15 protein-coding genes and 2 pseudogenes are annotated in these 17,479 nt (G+C 70.3%); 8 read left to right on the top strand and 9 right to left on the bottom strand.

Annotated elements, in window-relative coordinates:
* Positions 1-181: 181 nt before the first annotated feature.
* From OIU81_RS03425 to OIU81_RS42225, 3 genes are all read right to left on the bottom strand, one after another.
* On the bottom strand, positions 182-496 hold the full coding sequence (locus OIU81_RS03425) for a VOC family protein (RefSeq protein WP_329143674.1): 315 nt from the start codon (positions 494-496) through the stop codon (positions 182-184).
* A 140-nt stretch (positions 497-636) separates the two neighbouring features.
* A complete protein-coding gene (locus OIU81_RS03420) occupies positions 637-1,683 on the bottom strand; it encodes a cytochrome P450 (protein WP_329143671.1) in 1,047 nt (348 codons plus the stop codon).
* A 78-nt stretch (positions 1,684-1,761) separates the two neighbouring features.
* The gene (locus tag OIU81_RS42225) at positions 1,762-1,839 is read right to left on the bottom strand and encodes a tryptorubin family RiPP precursor (RefSeq protein ID WP_353962383.1); all 78 of its coding nucleotides are present in this window, start codon (positions 1,837-1,839) and stop codon (positions 1,762-1,764) included.
* Between the two features lie 319 nt (positions 1,840-2,158).
* On the opposite strand from OIU81_RS42225, the pseudogene OIU81_RS42220 reads away from it, so the two are divergent.
* The 3 genes and pseudogenes from OIU81_RS42220 to OIU81_RS03410 all read left to right on the top strand — a co-directional run.
* A pseudogene (locus OIU81_RS42220) lies at positions 2,159-2,239 on the top strand (transposase); the annotation flags it as partial.
* 96 nt (positions 2,240-2,335) lie between these two features.
* Positions 2,336-2,467, top strand: a complete 132-nt coding sequence (locus tag OIU81_RS03415; RefSeq protein ID WP_329143669.1) for a hypothetical protein — start codon at positions 2,336-2,338, stop codon at positions 2,465-2,467.
* A gap of 237 nt (positions 2,468-2,704) precedes the next feature.
* Positions 2,705-2,914: a DUF6243 family protein gene (locus OIU81_RS03410; RefSeq protein WP_030069632.1), complete on the top strand. Its 210-nt coding sequence runs from the start codon at positions 2,705-2,707 to the stop codon at positions 2,912-2,914.
* A 126-nt stretch (positions 2,915-3,040) separates the two neighbouring features.
* On the opposite strand, the pseudogene OIU81_RS03405 reads toward OIU81_RS03410, so the two are convergent.
* Positions 3,041-3,488 (bottom strand): annotated as a pseudogene (locus tag OIU81_RS03405) (MFS transporter); the annotation flags it as partial.
* Between the two features lie 143 nt (positions 3,489-3,631).
* The gene (locus OIU81_RS03400; RefSeq protein ID WP_329143667.1) at positions 3,632-4,696 is read right to left on the bottom strand and encodes an NAD(+)/NADH kinase; all 1,065 of its coding nucleotides are present in this window, start codon (positions 4,694-4,696) and stop codon (positions 3,632-3,634) included.
* Between the two features lie 315 nt (positions 4,697-5,011).
* On the opposite strand from OIU81_RS03400, the gene OIU81_RS03395 reads away from it, so the two are divergent.
* From OIU81_RS03395 to OIU81_RS03385, 3 genes are all read left to right on the top strand, one after another.
* Positions 5,012-5,137 carry a hypothetical protein gene (locus tag OIU81_RS03395; RefSeq protein ID WP_329143666.1) on the top strand — a complete coding sequence of 42 codons (126 nt, stop codon included), beginning with the start codon at positions 5,012-5,014 and terminating at the stop codon, positions 5,135-5,137.
* Between the two features lie 157 nt (positions 5,138-5,294).
* Positions 5,295-5,696 carry an RICIN domain-containing protein gene (locus tag OIU81_RS03390; protein WP_329143664.1) on the top strand — a complete coding sequence of 134 codons (402 nt, stop codon included), beginning with the start codon at positions 5,295-5,297 and terminating at the stop codon, positions 5,694-5,696.
* Positions 5,697-6,132: 436 nt separating this feature from the next.
* Positions 6,133-7,113: a hypothetical protein gene (locus OIU81_RS03385; RefSeq protein ID WP_329143663.1), complete on the top strand. Its 981-nt coding sequence runs from the start codon at positions 6,133-6,135 to the stop codon at positions 7,111-7,113.
* A gap of 245 nt (positions 7,114-7,358) precedes the next feature.
* Here the strand turns inward: OIU81_RS03385 and OIU81_RS03380 are convergent, their stop codons facing one another.
* Positions 7,359-7,724, bottom strand: a complete 366-nt coding sequence (locus OIU81_RS03380; protein ID WP_329143662.1) for a peptidoglycan-binding domain-containing protein — start codon at positions 7,722-7,724, stop codon at positions 7,359-7,361.
* 232 nt (positions 7,725-7,956) lie between these two features.
* The gene (locus tag OIU81_RS03375) at positions 7,957-11,661 is read right to left on the bottom strand and encodes an nSTAND1 domain-containing NTPase (RefSeq protein ID WP_329143660.1); all 3,705 of its coding nucleotides are present in this window, start codon (positions 11,659-11,661) and stop codon (positions 7,957-7,959) included.
* Between the two features lie 267 nt (positions 11,662-11,928).
* Here OIU81_RS03375 and OIU81_RS03370 point away from each other — a divergent pair, with 267 nt between their 5' ends.
* Both OIU81_RS03370 and OIU81_RS03365 read left to right on the top strand, forming a co-directional pair.
* Entirely contained in the window at positions 11,929-12,873 is a 945-nt protein-coding gene (locus OIU81_RS03370) for a peptidoglycan-binding protein (RefSeq protein ID WP_329143658.1), read from the top strand.
* A gap of 136 nt (positions 12,874-13,009) precedes the next feature.
* The gene (locus OIU81_RS03365) at positions 13,010-14,215 is read left to right on the top strand and encodes a GH25 family lysozyme (protein ID WP_329143657.1); all 1,206 of its coding nucleotides are present in this window, start codon (positions 13,010-13,012) and stop codon (positions 14,213-14,215) included.
* Positions 14,216-14,535: 320 nt separating this feature from the next.
* Here OIU81_RS03365 and adh read toward each other — a convergent pair whose 3' ends face one another.
* On the bottom strand, positions 14,536-16,059 hold the full coding sequence (gene adh, locus OIU81_RS03360; protein ID WP_329143656.1) for an aldehyde dehydrogenase: 1,524 nt from the start codon (positions 16,057-16,059) through the stop codon (positions 14,536-14,538).
* Positions 16,060-16,126: 67 nt separating this feature from the next.
* Positions 16,127-17,452: a GAF domain-containing protein gene (locus tag OIU81_RS03355; RefSeq protein WP_329143654.1), complete on the bottom strand. Its 1,326-nt coding sequence runs from the start codon at positions 17,450-17,452 to the stop codon at positions 16,127-16,129.
* Between the last annotated feature and the right edge of the window lie 27 nt (positions 17,453-17,479).

The following is a 17,479-nucleotide window of genomic DNA, read 5'->3' as shown; positions in this document are numbered from 1 at the left end:
CACCGTAGTGACCACGCCGGAGGTGGCGGCGGCGCCCGCGCCCGCCCGCAGGAGAGTGCGGCCCCAGAGCGGAACGGTCGCGTTCCTCTCTACGGGTCCAGGCTTGTCGCTTCCGCCACCTGATCGCCATGCGAGCGCAGGACCTGACGCGCGGTGCGTCCGTAGCCTGGAGCAATCTGCGTCAGTAGTACTGGACCAGGCAGAACTCGTGCCCTTCGGGATCGGCCATCACGACGACCACGCCCTCGTCGACGTCGTCGACCGAGACGTCCAGGTGCAGGCGTACCTTGCCGGGCTTCGGCTCGGCCACGGGCTGGAAGACGAGGAGCCGATGGTCACTCCGACCCAGCGGTTCGTCATCTTGCCGGCACCCTTCTTGTGCCGGACAGCTTGCTCCGGCATGGGCCACCACATCGGTCCCGATGACACGCCCGTGGGGCGCCCGGAGAGCCCAGAGCGCCCACAGTCCATATCGGCCGCCACCGCGGGTCTGCATCGCAGCGGATACCGCGCGCCCCGGCAGATACCGCACGAGACCAGCCAACAGCCCCTACGACTCCACGAGTTCAACCTCAGTACCTGCGCGCGATGATCTGCGCGGACACACCGCCGATATGCCGTCAGGTTCCAGGACCGTCACGGTCGAGTCATCTGCACTTCGGACACTTCGAGCAATCCGTCGAGTTCGACCTTCCCCCTGGTCTGGTCCGGACTCACCACCAGGCCGTCCCGGCGCACGAGGTCCAGGAGCCGTTCGGCCAGGGGCAGGACCATATGCCGGCCCCAGCATCGTTCGCTTACGTGGCCGAAGGGGAGATATCCGGGGTGGGTGTCTCCGTCCAGCTCGTCCCAGCGGTCGGGATGAAAGGTGTCGGGCTCGTCCCAGAGCTTGGGGTCGCGGTGGCTCAGCAGGGGAAGCAACAGGACATCGTCTTTGGGGCCGATTCGTGCGTCCACGTCCGAGAACTCCGGAGAAGCCACTCGCAATATGTTCCATGAAGGGGGAAGCAGCCGGAGCGCCTCAAGGATGATGTTCCGGTTCGATACGTCATCGTTGAACGGAGCCCCGAGCCACAGGGCGTTGGTGACCAGCGCGGATACGGTGAAGCACACCGGCGCTGCCACCCGCCGGTACAGGTACATGGCATAGCGGCGGTCACCGTAGGTCGTGGAATCGAGAACGAGCGCGGCAAGTTTTGACAGTGGCACGCCCTGCCCAGGCCTGCCCAACAAAGCGGCGCCGGAGGCGACGGCCGACCAGGTCAGTTTCGGTGTCAACTCCAGCCGGCGGTCGACCAGAACCCGAAATCGCAGACGTTCGTTTCCGAAAACGAGATTCCGCAGGTAAACATGCGCCACATGCGGCCACCGGCCGGTCAGGTCGACCGCGTCATCGAGGGGACGTTGCAGCGCGTTTCGCACGTCCGAGCCCACGGCCTGCATAAAGGTGGACGCATCGGTACGGCCGACGAGCCGCCCCTGGACGGGCTTGAAGGTGGGCCTCTCCTCCGCGTTGGCCGGCCTGCTACGGAGCAAGCTGTCCATCAGATCGGCGCCGGATATACCGATCGTGTCGGGCTCCAGACGGAACAGCGACGCACCGCGATAGCGACGTAACAGTTCGTCGATTCTCGGCGCGAACTCGATGACCCGACCGCTCCCGCCGACGCGGTGCATAGGCATGGGTGAACTCCGTGGGTTAGGCAGCTCGCGCCGGCCAGAATTCCTGACCGACGCGAGCCCGGCAGGGAAACTACCTGATTAAATCCAGCCGTACCAGGCGTATGCCTTGAGGCTCTTTTCCGGGCGGAACTTCTTGACGATGCGAACGAGTTTCATGAGCACCTCCATTTGTATGGTGAGCGCGATACTTATTCGACGGCAGGAGATATGGAGACCGGAAAGAATTCCCGGCATTCATTTCAGCTGACGTGGAAAGTGAAGACCTGTTCGACGAATGTGTCAAGTGACTCACATCACTGTCTGAATTGACTCATTCACGTTTCGAATTCATGCAAGTTCACATCTCGGCAAATCACTCTTAATTTACCCATTGATGCCTAATGTGGACACCGGAAGGGGGTGGATGGCATCTAATGGGGTGATTTATTCCTGCATGGGTGACATGCACATGCTCTGTCGGCTCATCCCGTCGAAGGTCATGTGGTCCCTGCTCCGGCGCGGTTGGCTCTCCCACGTCGCCTTCACCACCCCGGAGCACCTCATCCAGCGCCTCCGACGAGCTCATGGACGGCTGCCTCCGGGAGGGGAGCAGGTGTCCGTTGAGGGCGCGAAATCCCGCCCCTTCCGCAGGAGTTGCGGATCCGAAAACCAGGTGAACCCGCTCAAGAAAGAGCTGATGGACCTGGCGAAGCAGCGGACCACCGGTAAGGTCTACTACGGGGAGAGCGGCCCGGGCACCGGGCACGAGCAGGCCGTGACCACCGGCGGGTGCTGGCCGGGCTGAGATTCCCGGAAGGAAACGGCCGACCCTGGGCGCTCGCCGAAGGCCCGGCCGACGCCGGGGCGGCGAAAAACTTGGTGTGCGGGGCCGACGGAACCGGGTAATGTCTTTGTCATGTTCTTCCAGACGCCGATTTACGAGTGAGAGCGTGACGGGCCCCTGCTGACGCCCTTCGACGTCGCCGCGCCCGTCCCCCACCGATGAATCCGTAGATCACTTCACATCATTCCGGGAGAACCCGTGAGCAAGAACATCAACAACCCCGTGGGCATGGGCGGCGGCCAGCGCAAGAGGCTGTCCCGCGCCGAACGGCAGAACAACGGTCCGCACCGCAACCTCGACCGCCAGGGTGCCGCCGACCAGAAGGCGGAGCTGGTGCGCAAGATGCGCGAGAAGGCAGGCGCAGCTGAGGGCGCCGGGCAGACGGGCGACGACACCGCACAGAGCTGACGCACCGCCGCCGCAGGGCGGCACCGCACGGGGCAGGGCCCGGACCGCGACGCGCGGTCCGGGCCCTGCTGCCGTACCGGGGCCCTGCCGCCGCACCGGGCGCGGCCGGTCCCGCTCCTCTCGGCCGACCACCCGGGGCAGCCGCAGATACAGCAGCCCCGTCACCGCCACCACCCCGAGCTGCACCAGCAGCGTCACCACCAGCGCGTTCCCCGTGTCCAGCCCGGGCGACACCGCCAGGAAGAGCGTGCCGAGCGTCGCCACCCCCACGGCCGGCGAGGACTGCTGCGCGGTCACCATCACCCTGCTGCCCACCCCCGCTCGGTCCGCCGGAGAGCACGATCCGCAGCAGCACCGGGAGCTGGAAGCCCTGGCCCAGCCCGGCCGGCAGCAGACTGGGGAGCAGGTCCACGACCCCAGGTCCGGCCAGTCGCGCCGGACCGCCGGCACCAGCAGCACGAGGCCCGTCCCCTGGATCAGCGCACCCGGCGACCGTGACCCGGCCGCCGTACCTGCCGATCAGCCTCGGCCCGGCGAGGGACGCCCCGAAGAAGGCGACCGCCATCGGGGCGAGGGTCGGCTCAAGGGAGGCAAGGTGACCACGTTATGGCGTAGCGGTGCCACGTTTCCGTGCGGCTGACGCAGCGCGCTGTCGCCGTGCGCAGCCTACGGGTCCCGTCGATGAGAGACGCTCAGAGTCGATGAGCGGCGCTCGGGTCAGTCGGTGTCCGTGGGCAGGGGCGGCAGGCGCAGGTGTGCGAGGTCATCGGGGGCCGGGGTGGTGTGGGGCCACAAGGGGGTGATGCCGGCGTCGTCTGCCGCGGGTGCGTCGGTCAGGCGCATGCGCTCACGCAGTCTGCCGTAGAAGTCGGTCGGTCCGAGCCGCACGACGCGCAGGCGCTGGGGAGCCGCGTAGACACCGATCCAGTCTCCCGGGTCCAGGACGCCGCACAACTGGCCGTCGACACTGACCGCCGCGCGGCCGGAATGTCCCAGCACGCGTAGCGCGACCGCCTCGTCGGGGGCGGCGACCACCGAGCGGTTGAAGGTCATGTGCGGAGCGACAGGGGTGAAGACGATGGCGTCGGCTGCAGGGGAGATGACGGGGCCGCCGGCGGCGAAGCTGTAGGCCGTGGATCCGGTGGGGGTGGCGACCAGGACGGCGTCGGCGGAGTAGGAGGCGAGCAGCCGGCCCGAGAGGTATACGCCGAGGGAGACCTGCCGGTCGCGTGCCAGTTTCTCCAGGACGATGTCGTTGAGGGCCGTCAGGTCAAGCGCCACCCCCCAGTCCGGGGCGACGGCACAATCGGGACGCACCAGCGGAGGCGGCAGCGCGGGACCGCGGCCGTAGCGCAGGAGGGCCTCCATTCCCTCAGGGAGTCTCAGGGGGCAGGACGCCCGCATGGTCAGTATCAGGCGGGTCTCGATGTCCACTTGGTCGCGATGGACGGCGTCCAGCGCGCGCTCGACCCCGTCGGCCGGGACCTCGGTCAGGAAGCCGAGAGTGCCCAGGTCGACACCGAGGACCAGCGCGTCGTCCTGTGCGGCCAGGCGTGCTCCGCGAAGGAAGGTGCCGTCTCCTCCGAGTGTGACGATCAGGTCGGGGCTGCCGGCAGCTTCGACCTCCTCCCGCGCATCCCGCCGTTGCTCGTCCTGACTCCACACGTCGATGGCGACGCAGCCGACGTCCTGGCGCACGCACCACCGTCGGACAACGTCGGCGGCCGCCACGGCGGCGGGACGTCCGCCGTGGACGACGAGGCCCACCCGTCGCACGCTCACGCAGCGCCCCTCTCCACGATGGCCTGTTCGCTCCCGCTGAGGGGCCCCGGTCCGGTCGGTCGGCGGCTTCCCGTCCGTCCCGAAAACCGGTCATGCGCGACGGGCGCCATGACCGCATCCGGCGGACCAGGGCGCCAGTCGGTGAGCGGAGCGCGGACCGAACCTCTCCGACGCACCGTCCCGGAGACCGCTGCCCCAAAGGCCGATAGTTTCCTGTTTGGGAGCATTTGTTCACTTCCGGTGCATCTTAGCGGGCGTCTCGCTCTCCATGGGGGCGGCAGCTCACGCCAGGCGACGTCAGTTCCCGTCCGCCGGATGCCCGGAGGGCGCCCGCGGCTCGCGGTGGGCGCGGCCGAGGTCGCCCGGCGGCACGTCGACCAGCCGCACCGGACAATGTTCGTGGGCCTGATCGACGACGCCGGGGCCGAGGCCGGCGGATGAGCCGAGCCGGCTCGATGCCGTCCCCGTATTGGCGGGCTCCCCGGACTCTTCGGTCTCCTTCAGAGCGGAGTCGGCGAGGAGCCCTGGCGGCGTCTGTTGCGTTTCCACGGGGAATGTCCGATTCCCGTATCACGGAGTTGGCGCAGCCTCCGAGCTGATGGCGGCGCATCAGCGACCGTTCGATTCCCGCCTCATGATCGAGGGGGCTATTTCTCTGTCTACGCGCCGCTTCCGCAGCGTCGTCTTGTTCTGTGCCTTTGTTTTCGTCGGCCTCATGGGTACCAGTGGTGCGACTGGCGTCGCGCAGGCTGCCCCTGCCGATGCGCAGGCGTTGCTCACTGCTCGCTTCAAGAACCTGGCGACGGAAATGCGCCTGGAGGTGAGAGACGAGTCCTATGACGAGGCCGCAGTCGTGCAGCAGTTCAAGTGCAAGGGCGGGCAGAACCAGGTGTTCGGCGTCGGCTCGAATGACGTGGGCGGCACGGCTTTCTCCACGCGCCGCTCGTACAAGTGCGTCGAACCGCGTGACGGCACGTACGACGGCGCGGGGGTCCAGTAGTGGACCTGCAACAACAGCTTCGCGCAGCAGTGGCGCATGGACACCATCCACGACCACGTCGTGGTACTTCGGCACCTTGTGAGCGGTAAGTGCCTCGAGGACATCGGCCGACCCGACGGGAACCGGCGCGAGGGGGGCCTCATGCCGTGTACGGGAACCTCCAACCAGGCATGGCGCCACACCCTCACGTAGAGCCGGGCCACGCTGTCGTGAGCCCTGTTGAAGCCCGGCGTTCCGGCGCGGGCAGCTGGACCGCCGGCCGGCGAGGCTGACCACGGCGGGGGGGTCCGGGCGACGTGTGACTGCCCCGCACGTGTGTTGAGCGTTCGTTTACCCTCGCGCGCCACAGTGGGAGTGCGAGGGTAGGGCGACGGGAACCGACCTGTGGGGCGGTCGGTCGCGCCGTGCACCACGACGGAGTGGGGGAACGCAGCACATGACCAACGCCGCATACACGAACAGGGCGACCCTGACGTACTCGATCGCCTTCATCGGATACGCGGACCTCGAAGGGGAGGTCCAGAGCGTCTCGCACCAGCCCCTGCGCGGAGGCAACTACTACCAGGACCTGGCGGAACCGAAGGACTGGGACGGCGCCCTCAAGGGCATCCAGCACCGGACGGACGCCGAACGGCAGGTGGTGAACCTCCTCGCCGACGAGATCTACAGCCACCTGGGATGCCGGAGCAACGCCCAGTACACCTCGCGCATCGGCGCGGTCCGCAGAGGCACGGTGATCCTGTACTCCGACATGGGTCCGTGCCACTCCTGCCGGTCGGTGATCAAGGATTTCCGCAGGGATTTCCCGACCCTGACCCTGGACATCCGCTACCGCAACGCGTTGCGCGGCGGCGGCTCCGCGGCCCTGATCCCGGCCGGTGACGGCTTGTCCGGGAATTACGGCATCGGTGACGCCACGCAGCGCGAGGACGAGCTGTGGGCCAAGATCTACCCGGGTTCTCCCGTGGCCGCTGCCACCGGGGCGTACGACGTCAAGGTCGCCGGGCCGGGCGGTCAGGCCTTCGCCGGCACCGTGAGCGGGATCGACCAGCAGCCCCACAGCTCGTATCTGTACCCGGCGCCGAGGGCCGCAGCGGCTCCGCTGGACGAGGTGGCCGCCGTCATGGACGGGATCGCGCGGGGCATCAGCACCAAGATGGAGCCCGGCCAGCTGATGCGGCCGCAGGCTTTCCGGCGGTGGATCGGGAACATCGAGGGCACCGTCCGGCTCGACTGCGAGCGGGGGCCCAGTGGGGACGGCCGGACGGCGGTGGCGGCGTTCATCGAGGACTTCCCGAAAGTCGAAGTCGAGGTGGCCTACCCGGGCACGGCTGCGCAGGCCGACGGCTGCGGCTACTCCGACGCCACCGAACAGGACGACGGCACCTGGCTGATGGCCTTCTCCGCCGCCCGCTGACACCCCGCCCGACGAGCCTCGGCGGTGTGTGGAGGGGCGCCTGTGTCCCCCAGGCGCTCGTCCCCTCACCTGCCCCACAGCCTGCTCGCACACTTCACGGGTGCAGGTCGGGGTGAAGCCGAACAGGTCGTGACGGCCAACCGCCGTGCGACCGCCGCCTCTTGTGAAGCGACGGTCGCGGCGCGGTCATTGCCCGGGACCGGACGGCAGGTCGCCCTCCGGCCCCGGGCGGAGGACGGAGCCCGTCAGCTGTGGGTGCTGGGGACGTAGTCGTAGCAGTCGTGTCGCCATGTGCTGTCGCCCTGAAGGTTGTCCAGCACGCTGTTACCGGTCTGCCGGCCCACGACGCCGTCGGTGGAGGCGCCGGAGGCGGACTGGAACTTCTTGACCCAGGTCCGGGTCCCGGACCCGAAGCCGCCGTCCACCGCCAGCGGCCAGCCATGGCCGGTCCGCCACGCCCAGTCGTCGACGGCCTCCTGCACGCACTTCACTCCCCAGCCCTGGCTCCCGTACTGGAGTGTGGCCGCGGCGGGCGAGGCGTCCGCCGTCGTGGACAGACCGCCGGTGATCACAGTTACGGCAGCGGCCAGCAGGCCGAGCCTCGCAGTCATCTTCGGAGTGGACATCTGCTTTCCGTTCGTTCGTCGGGATGGAAGCAGTGGCCCGTGACAGCGGAGCCCGCGGCTGCGCCGGCCGGTCCCGCTCGTGCCACCGAACCCTGTCTAGCCCGATGTGGTTGTCCGGTGTCGACGAGCCGGCACCGGACAACATCGTCCGGACAATGACGACGGAGCCCCGCAGGTCAGACGGGTGGTGCCGGTGCGCTCACCGCTGCCGGCCGCGTCAGGAGCAGGGCTGGTTCAGGGCCAGTTCGGGCACGTACCGACGCCACTGCTGCGCGGTGACACCGCCGGTCGCGGCGCACAGCCGCCGGATCGCCCGGTCGGGATCGAGGGTCCACAGTCGTACGGTGCGATCGTCGCTCGCGCTCGCGAGGGAGTGGCCGTCGGGGCTGAAGGCCACGTCGTCGATCGGCCCGGTGTGGCCGACGAGAGCGGTACCCAGCTGGGACGGGTGGTCCGGGTCGGTGACGTTCCACAGCCGTACCGTGTGGTCGACGTTGGCCGTGGCCAGGGTCCGGCCGTCGGGGCTGAACGCCACTCCGTAGACACCGCCGCTCCGGGCGGCGAGGGGGTGGCCCAGCGGGATGGGCCTGGCCGGACGGGTCACGTCCCAGAGCCGGGTGGTGTCGTCCGCGGAGGCCGTGGCCAGCACGTGCCCTCGTGGGCTGAACGCCACGGCGGTGACCGGTCCGTTGTGGACGGTGAGCGGCTCACCCAGGCCGGTGGCGTTCGCCGGCCGCGAGACGTCCCACAGGCGGACCTGCCCGTCGTGCAGGCCCGCGCTCGCCAGCGTCCGGGCGTCCGGGCTGAAGGAGACCGAGTTGACCTCACCCTGGTGGCCGGTGAGCGGGTGTCCCACGAGCGCGGCCCGCGTGGGGTTCCGGACGTCCCACAGCCGGATGGTGCCGTCCCGGCCGGCGCTGGCCAGGAGCTTGCCGTCGGGGCTGAACGCCAGTTTCCGTACGGCGTTGTGATGGCCGGTGAGAGGGCGGCCGAGGGGGGTGGGCCGTGACGGGTCGGCGACGTTCCACAAGCGGATGGTGTGGTCGGTGCTGCCGCTGGCCAGGATGTGCCGTACGGGGCTGAAGGCCACGGTGTTGACGTAGCTCCGGTCCGGCAGAAGGGTGCTCGGGAGGTGCCAGAGTCTGACGGTGTGGTCGGCCCCGGCCGAGGCCAGGCTGTGCCCGTCGGGGCTGAACGCCAGCCAGTAGACGTATTCGGTGTGTCCGGTGAGGGGCTGCCCGATCGGGACGGGCGCGGAGGGATTCATGACGTTCCACAGGCGGACGGTGTGGTCCGCTCCGGCGGTGGCCATGACTCGTCCGTCGGGGCTGAAGGCGACCGCGTACACGGTGTCGTGGTGCGCGGTCAGGGGCGCCCCGAGCGGCACCGGGTCGGCCGGGTCCGCGACGTTCCACAGCCGGACGGTGCGGTCGTTGCCCACGCCCGCCAGGAGGCGGCTGTCGGGGCTGAAGGCGACGGCGTACACGGTGTCCTTGAAGCCGGTGAGCCGTCCCAGACGCCGTGGGCCGGCGGGGTGGGTGACGTCCCACAGCCGAATGGTGTGATCGTGCCCCGCGCTGGCGAGGGTGCGGCCGTCGGGGCTGAACGCGGCCGAGGCCACGGCACCGTGGTCGTGGCCCTTCAGCGGTTGTCCGAGCCGCTGCGGGTGGGCCGGATCGGCGACGTTCCACAGCCGGACCGTACCGTCGTCGCTCGCGCTGGCGAGCGTGCGTCCGTCCCGGCTGAAGGAGACGGAGAAGACGTAACTCGTGTGGCCGGTCAGCGGCTGCCCCCAGGGAGCGGGGTGTGCCGGGCGGGTGACGTTCCACAGCCGGACCGTGCGGTCGCGTCCGGCGGAGGCCAGGGTGCGGCCGTCGGGGCTGAAGGCGAGCCAGTAGACCCACTGGCTGTGGCTGGCGACGGGGCGGCCGAGCGGCACCGGGGCGGCGGGGTCCGCGACGTTCCACAGGCGGATCATGCCGTCCGCTCCCGCCGCGGCCAGGGTGCGGCGGTCGGGGCTGTAGGCAACCGCGTACACGGTGCCGCTTCCGGCGGCCAGGGGCCTGGACACCGGGGCGCCGGCGGCGTTGATCAGGTCGGTGCGCAGCTTCGGCTGCGGATGGATGCGGTAGGCGGCGATGTCGAGTTGGGCGGCGAGCGAGGGGTCGGTCTCCCGCAGCTGGCCGGCCTCGGCCTGCACCTCCCCCGCGATGGCGTTGTTGCGCTCGGCATGGGCGGTCGCGCTCTTCTTGAACGCCACGACGGCGGCCACGGAGGCGACGAGCGCGAGGACGCACACGGCGGCGATTCCGGCGCGGCGCAGCCGGGCCGCGCGGCCCGCGTGCCGGACGGACGCGGCGAGGAACTCCTCGATGCGGGGCCCGGAGACCAGCGCGTCGCCGCGGGTGGCGGCCCACTGACGCGCCGCGGCCAGGACGCCGCCCCGGTACAGCGCGCCCGGGTCGCGCCCCTGCCGTTGCCAGACGGCGGCCGCCTCGGTGATCTGCTGGTGCATGAGCAGACCGGCCCGGTCCTCGTCGATCCAGCGGCGCAGCCTGGGCCAGGCGTGCAGCAGCGCCTCGTGGGTGATCTCGGCGCCGTCCCTGTCCAGGGTGACCAGCCGCGCCCGGGCGAGCAGATCCAGCACGGCGCCGGTGTCCGGGCCGAGGTCCGCACGCGGTACGGGTCGTTTGGTGTCGTCGGTGCCCTCGCCGGGGGCCACCATCCGCAGCAGGACGGACCGGGTGAGCCGCTGCTGCTCGGCGGTCAACTGCTGGTAGAGGGCCTCGGCGGTGTTGGCAAGGGCGTGCGGGATGCCACCCGCGGCCTCGTAGCCGCTCAGGGTCAGCGTGTTGCCGCGGCGGCGGAGCCAGGTTTCCCGCATGGCGTGGGAGACCAGCGGCAGGACGTTGGCCTGTCCGGTGGCCTCCGCCACGACACGGGCCAGCAGCGCCGTCTCCACGGCGCATTCGCGGCGGACGGCCGGCCGGCTGACGGCACGGCGCAGTTCCTCCGTCGACATGGGGCCGACGAGCAACTGGGCGTCCTGCAGGGCCGCGACGAGTTCGGGGTGTTCCGAGCAACTCGCGTAGAAGTCGGCCCGGACGCCGATGACCACGCGGGTACGGCTGTTGGCGGCCTGGGCCGCCGTCAGTAACGCGGAGATGAAGCGGTCGCGTTCGTCCTTGCTCCGGCAGAGGGTGAAGACCTCTTCGAACTGATCGACGACCAGCAGCAGATCCGTGCCGTCGGGGCGGTCCCCTGTGGCCAGCGCCTGCAGCACCGCCTGGTGCAGGGCCCGGGGGTCACCGCTCAGCTCCCCGTGCAGTTCCGGGGCCGTGCCCCCGGCAAAGGCCGCGAGACGGGCCGCGCACTCCTCCAGCGGATGTGCTCCCGGGGTGAACAGCAGGGCCGGCCACCCCTGGTCGCCGTCCGGGTCGCCCCCGCTCATGCGCGGGACCAGACCGGCGCGCAGCAGCGAGGACTTGCCGGACCCCGACGCCCCGAACACCGCGACGAACCGGTCGGCACGGACCCGGGTGACCACGTCGTCCGTGAGTTTTTCGCGCCCGAAGAACCAGGAGGCGTCCTCCGGCTGGAAAGCGGCAAGGCCCACATAGGGGCATGGCCGGTCCTGTTCCGGGCCCGCGCGGTCCCGCCCGTTCGGCGACGCGGGGGCGAGGCCCGCGGCGACCTCGTGCCAGCGCCCCTTCCATTCCTCCTCGTCGCCCCCGCAGGCCCGGACGAAGGCGAGCGCGACCTCCAGACTGGGCAGCTTCCGGCCCCCGGCCGCGTCCGCGAGTGTGGTCGAGGAGTAATGCGCCTTCGTCGCGAGTTGGCGGTAGGTGGGCTTCCCCGCTTTGTCCCGCATCAGGCGCAGCCCCGCAGCGAAGTCGGTCAGTGCGCTGCCGTCGTCCTCCAACGGCTGTTCTTTCCTTGGCACTTGTACTGCCCCCCGCATCCCTGAGGTGTCGCGGCGAGCTTATTGTCCGGAGCCGGTTGTCCGGAGCCTCTTCGCCGACACCGGACAACGTGACCTGCCGTAGAACCGACTTGGCGACGGCGGACGCGGGGGAGCCGCCGACGCCGACCGGGGGCGAATCAGCGGTCGTACGGCCGAGGCGAATGCCGTGTGCACGCTCCTCCCGGGTCTCACCTTCTCTTCTCCCTGAACATGAGGAGTTCCGAAATGCTCACGAACGCTCCTGCAACCCGGCGTCCGATGTGGCGCTCCCGGCGGACTGCCGTCGGTCTGCTGACGGCCGCGGTCGCGGCCGGTGCCCTGGCGGTCGTGCCGGGCCAGGCTTCAGCGGCCATCTCGTCAACGGTCAGGCCGGCCGCCGCCTCGTCGCAGATCAAGCTGGCCCAGCGCGACCTGAACGGCCTGGCCTACCACGCCGGTGACGTGGACGGTGTCGGCGGCCCCAAGACCAAGGCGGCGACGCAGTCCTTCCAGAGCGACCGGTGCCTCGGTGTCGACGGCGTCATCGGCCCGCAGACGCTTGCCGGACTCACGTCCGTGGTCAAGCAGGTGCAGGCCAAGGCCGGAGCCCCGTCCAACGGCGACTACGGGACGCCCACGACCAGCGCGGTGAAGAGCTATCAGGCCGCCCACCATCTCTCCGCGGACGGCATCGCCGGAGAGCAGACGATGAAGGCCATGGGCATCGAGCGGTTCGTCAAGAGCTGCCACGCCACGACCGGGCTCCGGGCCAGGATCGTGAAGACCGCCAAGAGCCAGATCGGGGTCACGGCTGACTCCCATGAGTGCGTTCCCGGCAAGCCGTACAGCGTGTGCAACGAGTGGTGTGCGGCCTTCGCCACCTGGGTCTGGCGGCAGTCCGGTGCCGACATCCCCTTCATGACCTACGTGCCCCGCGTCTACGACTGGGCCGTCGCGCACCACCGGTGGGTCGGCACCAGCGGCCTCGGTACCGCGAAGCCCGGAGACCTCATCATCTTCGGCAGCGCGCACAACCGATACCACATCGGCGTCGTCGACCAGGCCAACGGTGGGACCGTGCGCGTCATCTCGGGCAACACGTCCAACCCCGCCCGTCCCGGCCGGCACGGCGTCTACGACAAGAGCTACCCGCTGTCCGGATCCGTCTTCTACGGCCTGGTGCGCCCGTAGCGGATCACGCCCAGCCCTCCCGTCGGTCCCTGTCGGCGCCTTGAGCGCCGCAGGGGCCGGTGCACGGCGTCGCAGGCCCGGGAGGGCCTGCGACGCCGGCCATGACCGACCACGGAACCAGAACGGAGAGACAGCGATGAGGTATCCCCATGCCCGCAACGGCGCGGTGGGCAGGGCCGGGTGGCGGGTCCGCGGTGCGGCGGTGCTCGCCGCCGGACTCGCGGCCCTGTGCATCGACGTCCACGGCGTGGCCCACGCGGCCACCACCGCGGCCACTGAGGCGGCCCGGTCCACGGCCCAGGTGCGCGGGCTCGATGTGAGCGGCCACACCCCCCGTGTCGATTGGCAAGCGACGGCCGCCAAGGGCGCCGCCTTCGCCTACGTGAAGGCGACCGAAGGGGTCAGCTACACCAACAGCTACTTCTCGCAGCAGTACAACGGGGCGGCCGGTGCCGGTCTGATCCGTGGCGCCTACCACTTCGCCCGCCCGGACGCCTCCGGCGGACGTGCGCAGGCCGACTACTTCCTGGCCCACGGCGGCAAGTGGACGCGCGACGGCAAAACCCTCCCCGGAGCCCTGGACCTCGAGGCCAACGGGCACGGTGATACCTGCTGGGGGCTCAGCCACCACGCGATGACCAGCTGGATCGCGGAGTTCGTGAAGGAGTACCACGCCCGCACGGGGCGCCACCCGGTGATCTATACCCCCGCCGGCTGGTGGGCGACCTGCACCGGGAACTACCGGGGGTTCGGCAGGACCGACCCGCTGTGGATCGTCAACCAGTCCGGCACGCCCACCCCTCTGCCCGCCGGCTGGAACACCTACACCGTCTGGCAGACCGCCGCCTCGGGTGCCTTCCCGGGGGATCAGGACGTCTTCAACGGCAGCCTGAAGGACCTGAAGACGTTTGCCCTGGGTGACTACACGCCTCCGCTGCCGGCTCCCAGCTGGCCTCTGATGCAGCAGGGGCAAGCAGGCCGGCAGGTGACCACCTTGCAGTACCTGCTCGGCGCCCACGGGGCGTCCCTCACGGTGGACGGCCGGTTCGGGGCGGGAACCCGGGACGCCGTGGTCTCGTTCCAGAGGTCCCAGGGGCTGACGCCCGACGGCATCGTGGGGCCGAACACCTGGCAGCACTTGATCGTCACCGTGCGGCACGGCGACACCGGAGCGGCCGTGCGGGCAGTCCAGGACGAGTTGAAGGCCCATGGCGCCGCTGTCACGGTGGACGGCCGGTTCGGGGCCGGAACCCGGGACGCCGTGAGTGCCTTCCAGAAGTCCAGGGGGCTGACCGCGGACGGCGTGGTCGGCTCGAATACGTGGATGAACCTGGTGAGTTGATACGGCGGCCGAGTCGCTCAGTCCACTGACCCCGATCCGCCCGGCCGGCGCCGACGCCCGGTCGTGGTGGATCGGGGACCGGGTGGGTGACGAGGGCGCGGATGCCCTCGACGATCAGGAGTGGGACCGCGTCAGTCAGGGGGCGCAATCTGCCGGGTAGACCGGATAGTGGTCCATGACCGGTCCGGAAACGCTGGTCGGTCACGGGATGCCGGCGGGAGAATCCGGGAGTGACAACGCAGACCGGGCGTTGCTCCGAACGGGCCATACGGAAGGCGCCTGACGGGTAGAAGTCCAGGTCAGGCGCCCTTTCTTGAGCCCTAGAAGAACCCCAGCTTCTTTGCCGAGTAGCTCACCAGCAGGTTCTTCGTCTGCTGGTAATGATCCAGCATCATCTTGTGGGTTTCCCTGCCGATTCCGGACTGCTTGTAGCCGCCGAATGCCGCATGGGCGGGGTAGGCGTGGTAGCAGTTGGTCCATACGCGGCCGGCCTGGATGGCGCGGCCGGCGCGGTAGGCGGTGGAGCCGTCGCGGGTCCAGACGCCCGCGCCCAGGCCGTACAGGGTGTCGTTGGCGATGCCGATGGCGTCGTCGAAGTCGGAGAACGGTGCCACGGCGACCACCGGGCCGAAGATCTCCTCCTGGAAGACCCGCATGCCGTTGTTGCCCTCGAAGATGGTCGGCCGGACGTAGTAGCCGCCCTCCAACTCGCCGCCCAGTTCGGCCCGGGAGCCACCGGTGAGGATGCGGGCGCCTTCCTTCTGGCCGATGTCCAGGTAGGCGAGGATCTTCTCCAGCTGGTCGTTGGAGGCCTGGGCGCCGATCATGGTGTCGGTGTCCAGGGGGTGGCCCTGGACGATCTTCTCCGTACGGGCCACCCCGGCCGCCAGGAAGTCGTCGTAGTGCCCGCGCTGGATCAGTGCCCGCGACGGGCAGGTGCACACCTCGCCCTGGTTGAGGGCGAACATGGTGAAGCCCTCCAGTGCCTTGTCCTGGAAGTCGTCCGCCATCGACGAGACGTCGTCGAAGAAGATGTTGGGGCTCTTGCCGCCCAGTTCGAGGGTCACCGGCCGCAGATGCTCGGACGCGTACTGCATGATCAGACGGCCGGTGGTGGTCTCGCCGGTGAACGCGACCTTGGCGACCCGGGGGCTGGAGGCCAGCGGCTTTCCGGCCTCCGCGCCGAAGCCGTTGACGATGTTGATCACGCCCGGCGGCAGCAGATCGGCGATCAGGCTCATCCAGAAGTGCACCGACACGGGGGTCTGTTCGGCCGGTTTGAGGACCACGGCGTTGCCGGCGGCCAGCGCCGGGGCGAGCTTCCAGGTCGCCATCAGGATCGGGAAGTTCCAGGGGATGATCTGGGCGACCACCCCGAGCGGCTCGTGGAAGTGGTAGGCGACGGTGTCCTCGTCGATCTCCGACAGGGAGCCCTCCTGGGCACGGATCGCCCCCGCGAAGTAGCGGAAGTGGTCGATGGCGAGCGGGATGTCGGCCGCCAGGGTCTCCCGTACGGGCTTGCCGTTCTCCCAGCTCTCCGCGACCGCCAGCTTCTCCAGATTCTGCTCCATCCGGTCGGCGATCTTGTTGAGGACGGCGGCGCGCTCGGCGGCGGGGGTGCGGCCCCAGCCGGGCGCGGCCGCGTGGGCGGCGTCGAGGGCGCGCTCGACGTCCTCGGCCGTGCCCCGCGCGACCTCGGTGAACGGCTGTCCGTTGACCGGCGTCGGATTCTCGAAGTACCGGCCCAGCGCCGGCGCGACGTACTCGCCGCCGATCCAGTGGTCGTAGCGGGGCAGATAGCTCATGACGGCGTCGGCGGAACCCGGGCTGGCGTAACGGGCCATGGGGCGGCCTCCCAATCGCTCTCGGCGCGGTGCCCGCCACTCCCGTGCGACGGGCGATGCGCGCAGGCTAGGGCCGCGGAGGTTGCGCGAAGGTTGCGACGCGCGAGGGGCCGGGGGTGGGCGCCGTACCGGCCCGGGAGGCGCCCGTCAGGCCGTAGGCGGCGCGCAGCCGGTCGGCGGTGGCCATCGGCGCGGTGCGGGCGGGCGAGCGCTCCGGCAGGGCGTCCACCAGGGCCTCCCAGATCACCAGGTCGTCCTCGCCCCAGGGGGTGCGCGACCATTCGCGGAGCAGACCGGGGTCGTGCGCGCCGAGCAGCGCACACCGTGTCCGGTCCTCCAGTGCACCGCGCAGCCGCTGGACGCCCGGCGCCTCCGACAGTGGCAGCAGCGGACCGCGGTAGGCGGCCAGCGCGGAGTGCACATCACCGGCCGCCAGCGCCTCCTCGACCGTGCGCACATCGGTCTCGACGGGCCGGCTGAGCCGGTACGGACGAGAATGGAGCAGAGTGCCGACGAGCTGCCGCAGCCGGGACAGCTCGGCCCGCAGCGTCACCGGGCGCCGCTCGCGCTCGCCGTACAGCAGCACCGAGAGCTGATCACCCGTGAGCCCCTCGGGGTGCCCGGCCAGCAGCACCATGATCTCGCTGTGCCGCCGGCCGAGCCGCCACCGCTCGCCGTCGACGACCAGCAGCGCCTCGTCCCGGCCGAGCGCCGACAGAGACACGCCCCACTCCGGGACGCCCGCAGCGAGATGGGCCTCCGCGGCGCGGGCGGTGGCCTGCACCAGGGCCAGGCTGTGCGGGCTCGCCAGATGGTCGCCGCCGGTGATGTCCACGGCGCCCAGCAGCCGCCCGGTGCGCGGATCGTGCAGCGGGGCGGCGGCACAGGTCCAGCGCTGCACCTGCCGGTTGTAGTGCTCGGCGGCGAAGATCTGTACCGCGTGATCGGCGGCGAGGGCGGTGCCCGGCGCGTTGGTGCCGGCGTGCCGCTCGTCCCAGCGGGCGCCGACGACGAAGTTCATCCGCTCGGCGCTGCGCCGCACCCCGCGGTGTCCCTCCACCCACAACAGCCGTCCCTGCGGATCGCAGACGGCCAGCAGATGGGCGCCGTCCTGCGCGAAACTGCCCAGCAGCTCGCGGAAGACGGGCATGGCACGGGCGAGCGGATGCCCGTCCCGGTAGGCGCCCAGAGCGGACTCGTCCAGCTCGATGGGCGCGGCGCCGTCCGCCGCGGCCCGGGCGTCGGCCGAGCGGCGCCAGGAGTCGGCGACCACTTGGCGTACCGGTGGTGCGACGGTCCCGTCGGCCAGGAAAGCCGCATGGGCCCGGCGCACCGTGCGGGTGCGCTCCACCGGGTCGGCACCGGCTTCCATCGCCAGCCAGGGGTTGACCACGTGACACCTCTTCGATACGGCTCCTGC

Origin of the sequence: Streptomyces sp. NBC_01454, from assembly GCF_036227565.1 — a bacterium.
In the GTDB taxonomy this organism is placed as follows: Bacteria; Actinomycetota; Actinomycetes; order Streptomycetales; family Streptomycetaceae; genus Streptomyces.
Note: the sequence above shows the minus strand (reverse complement) of the source record. Positions and strands in the feature narration are given on the sequence as shown.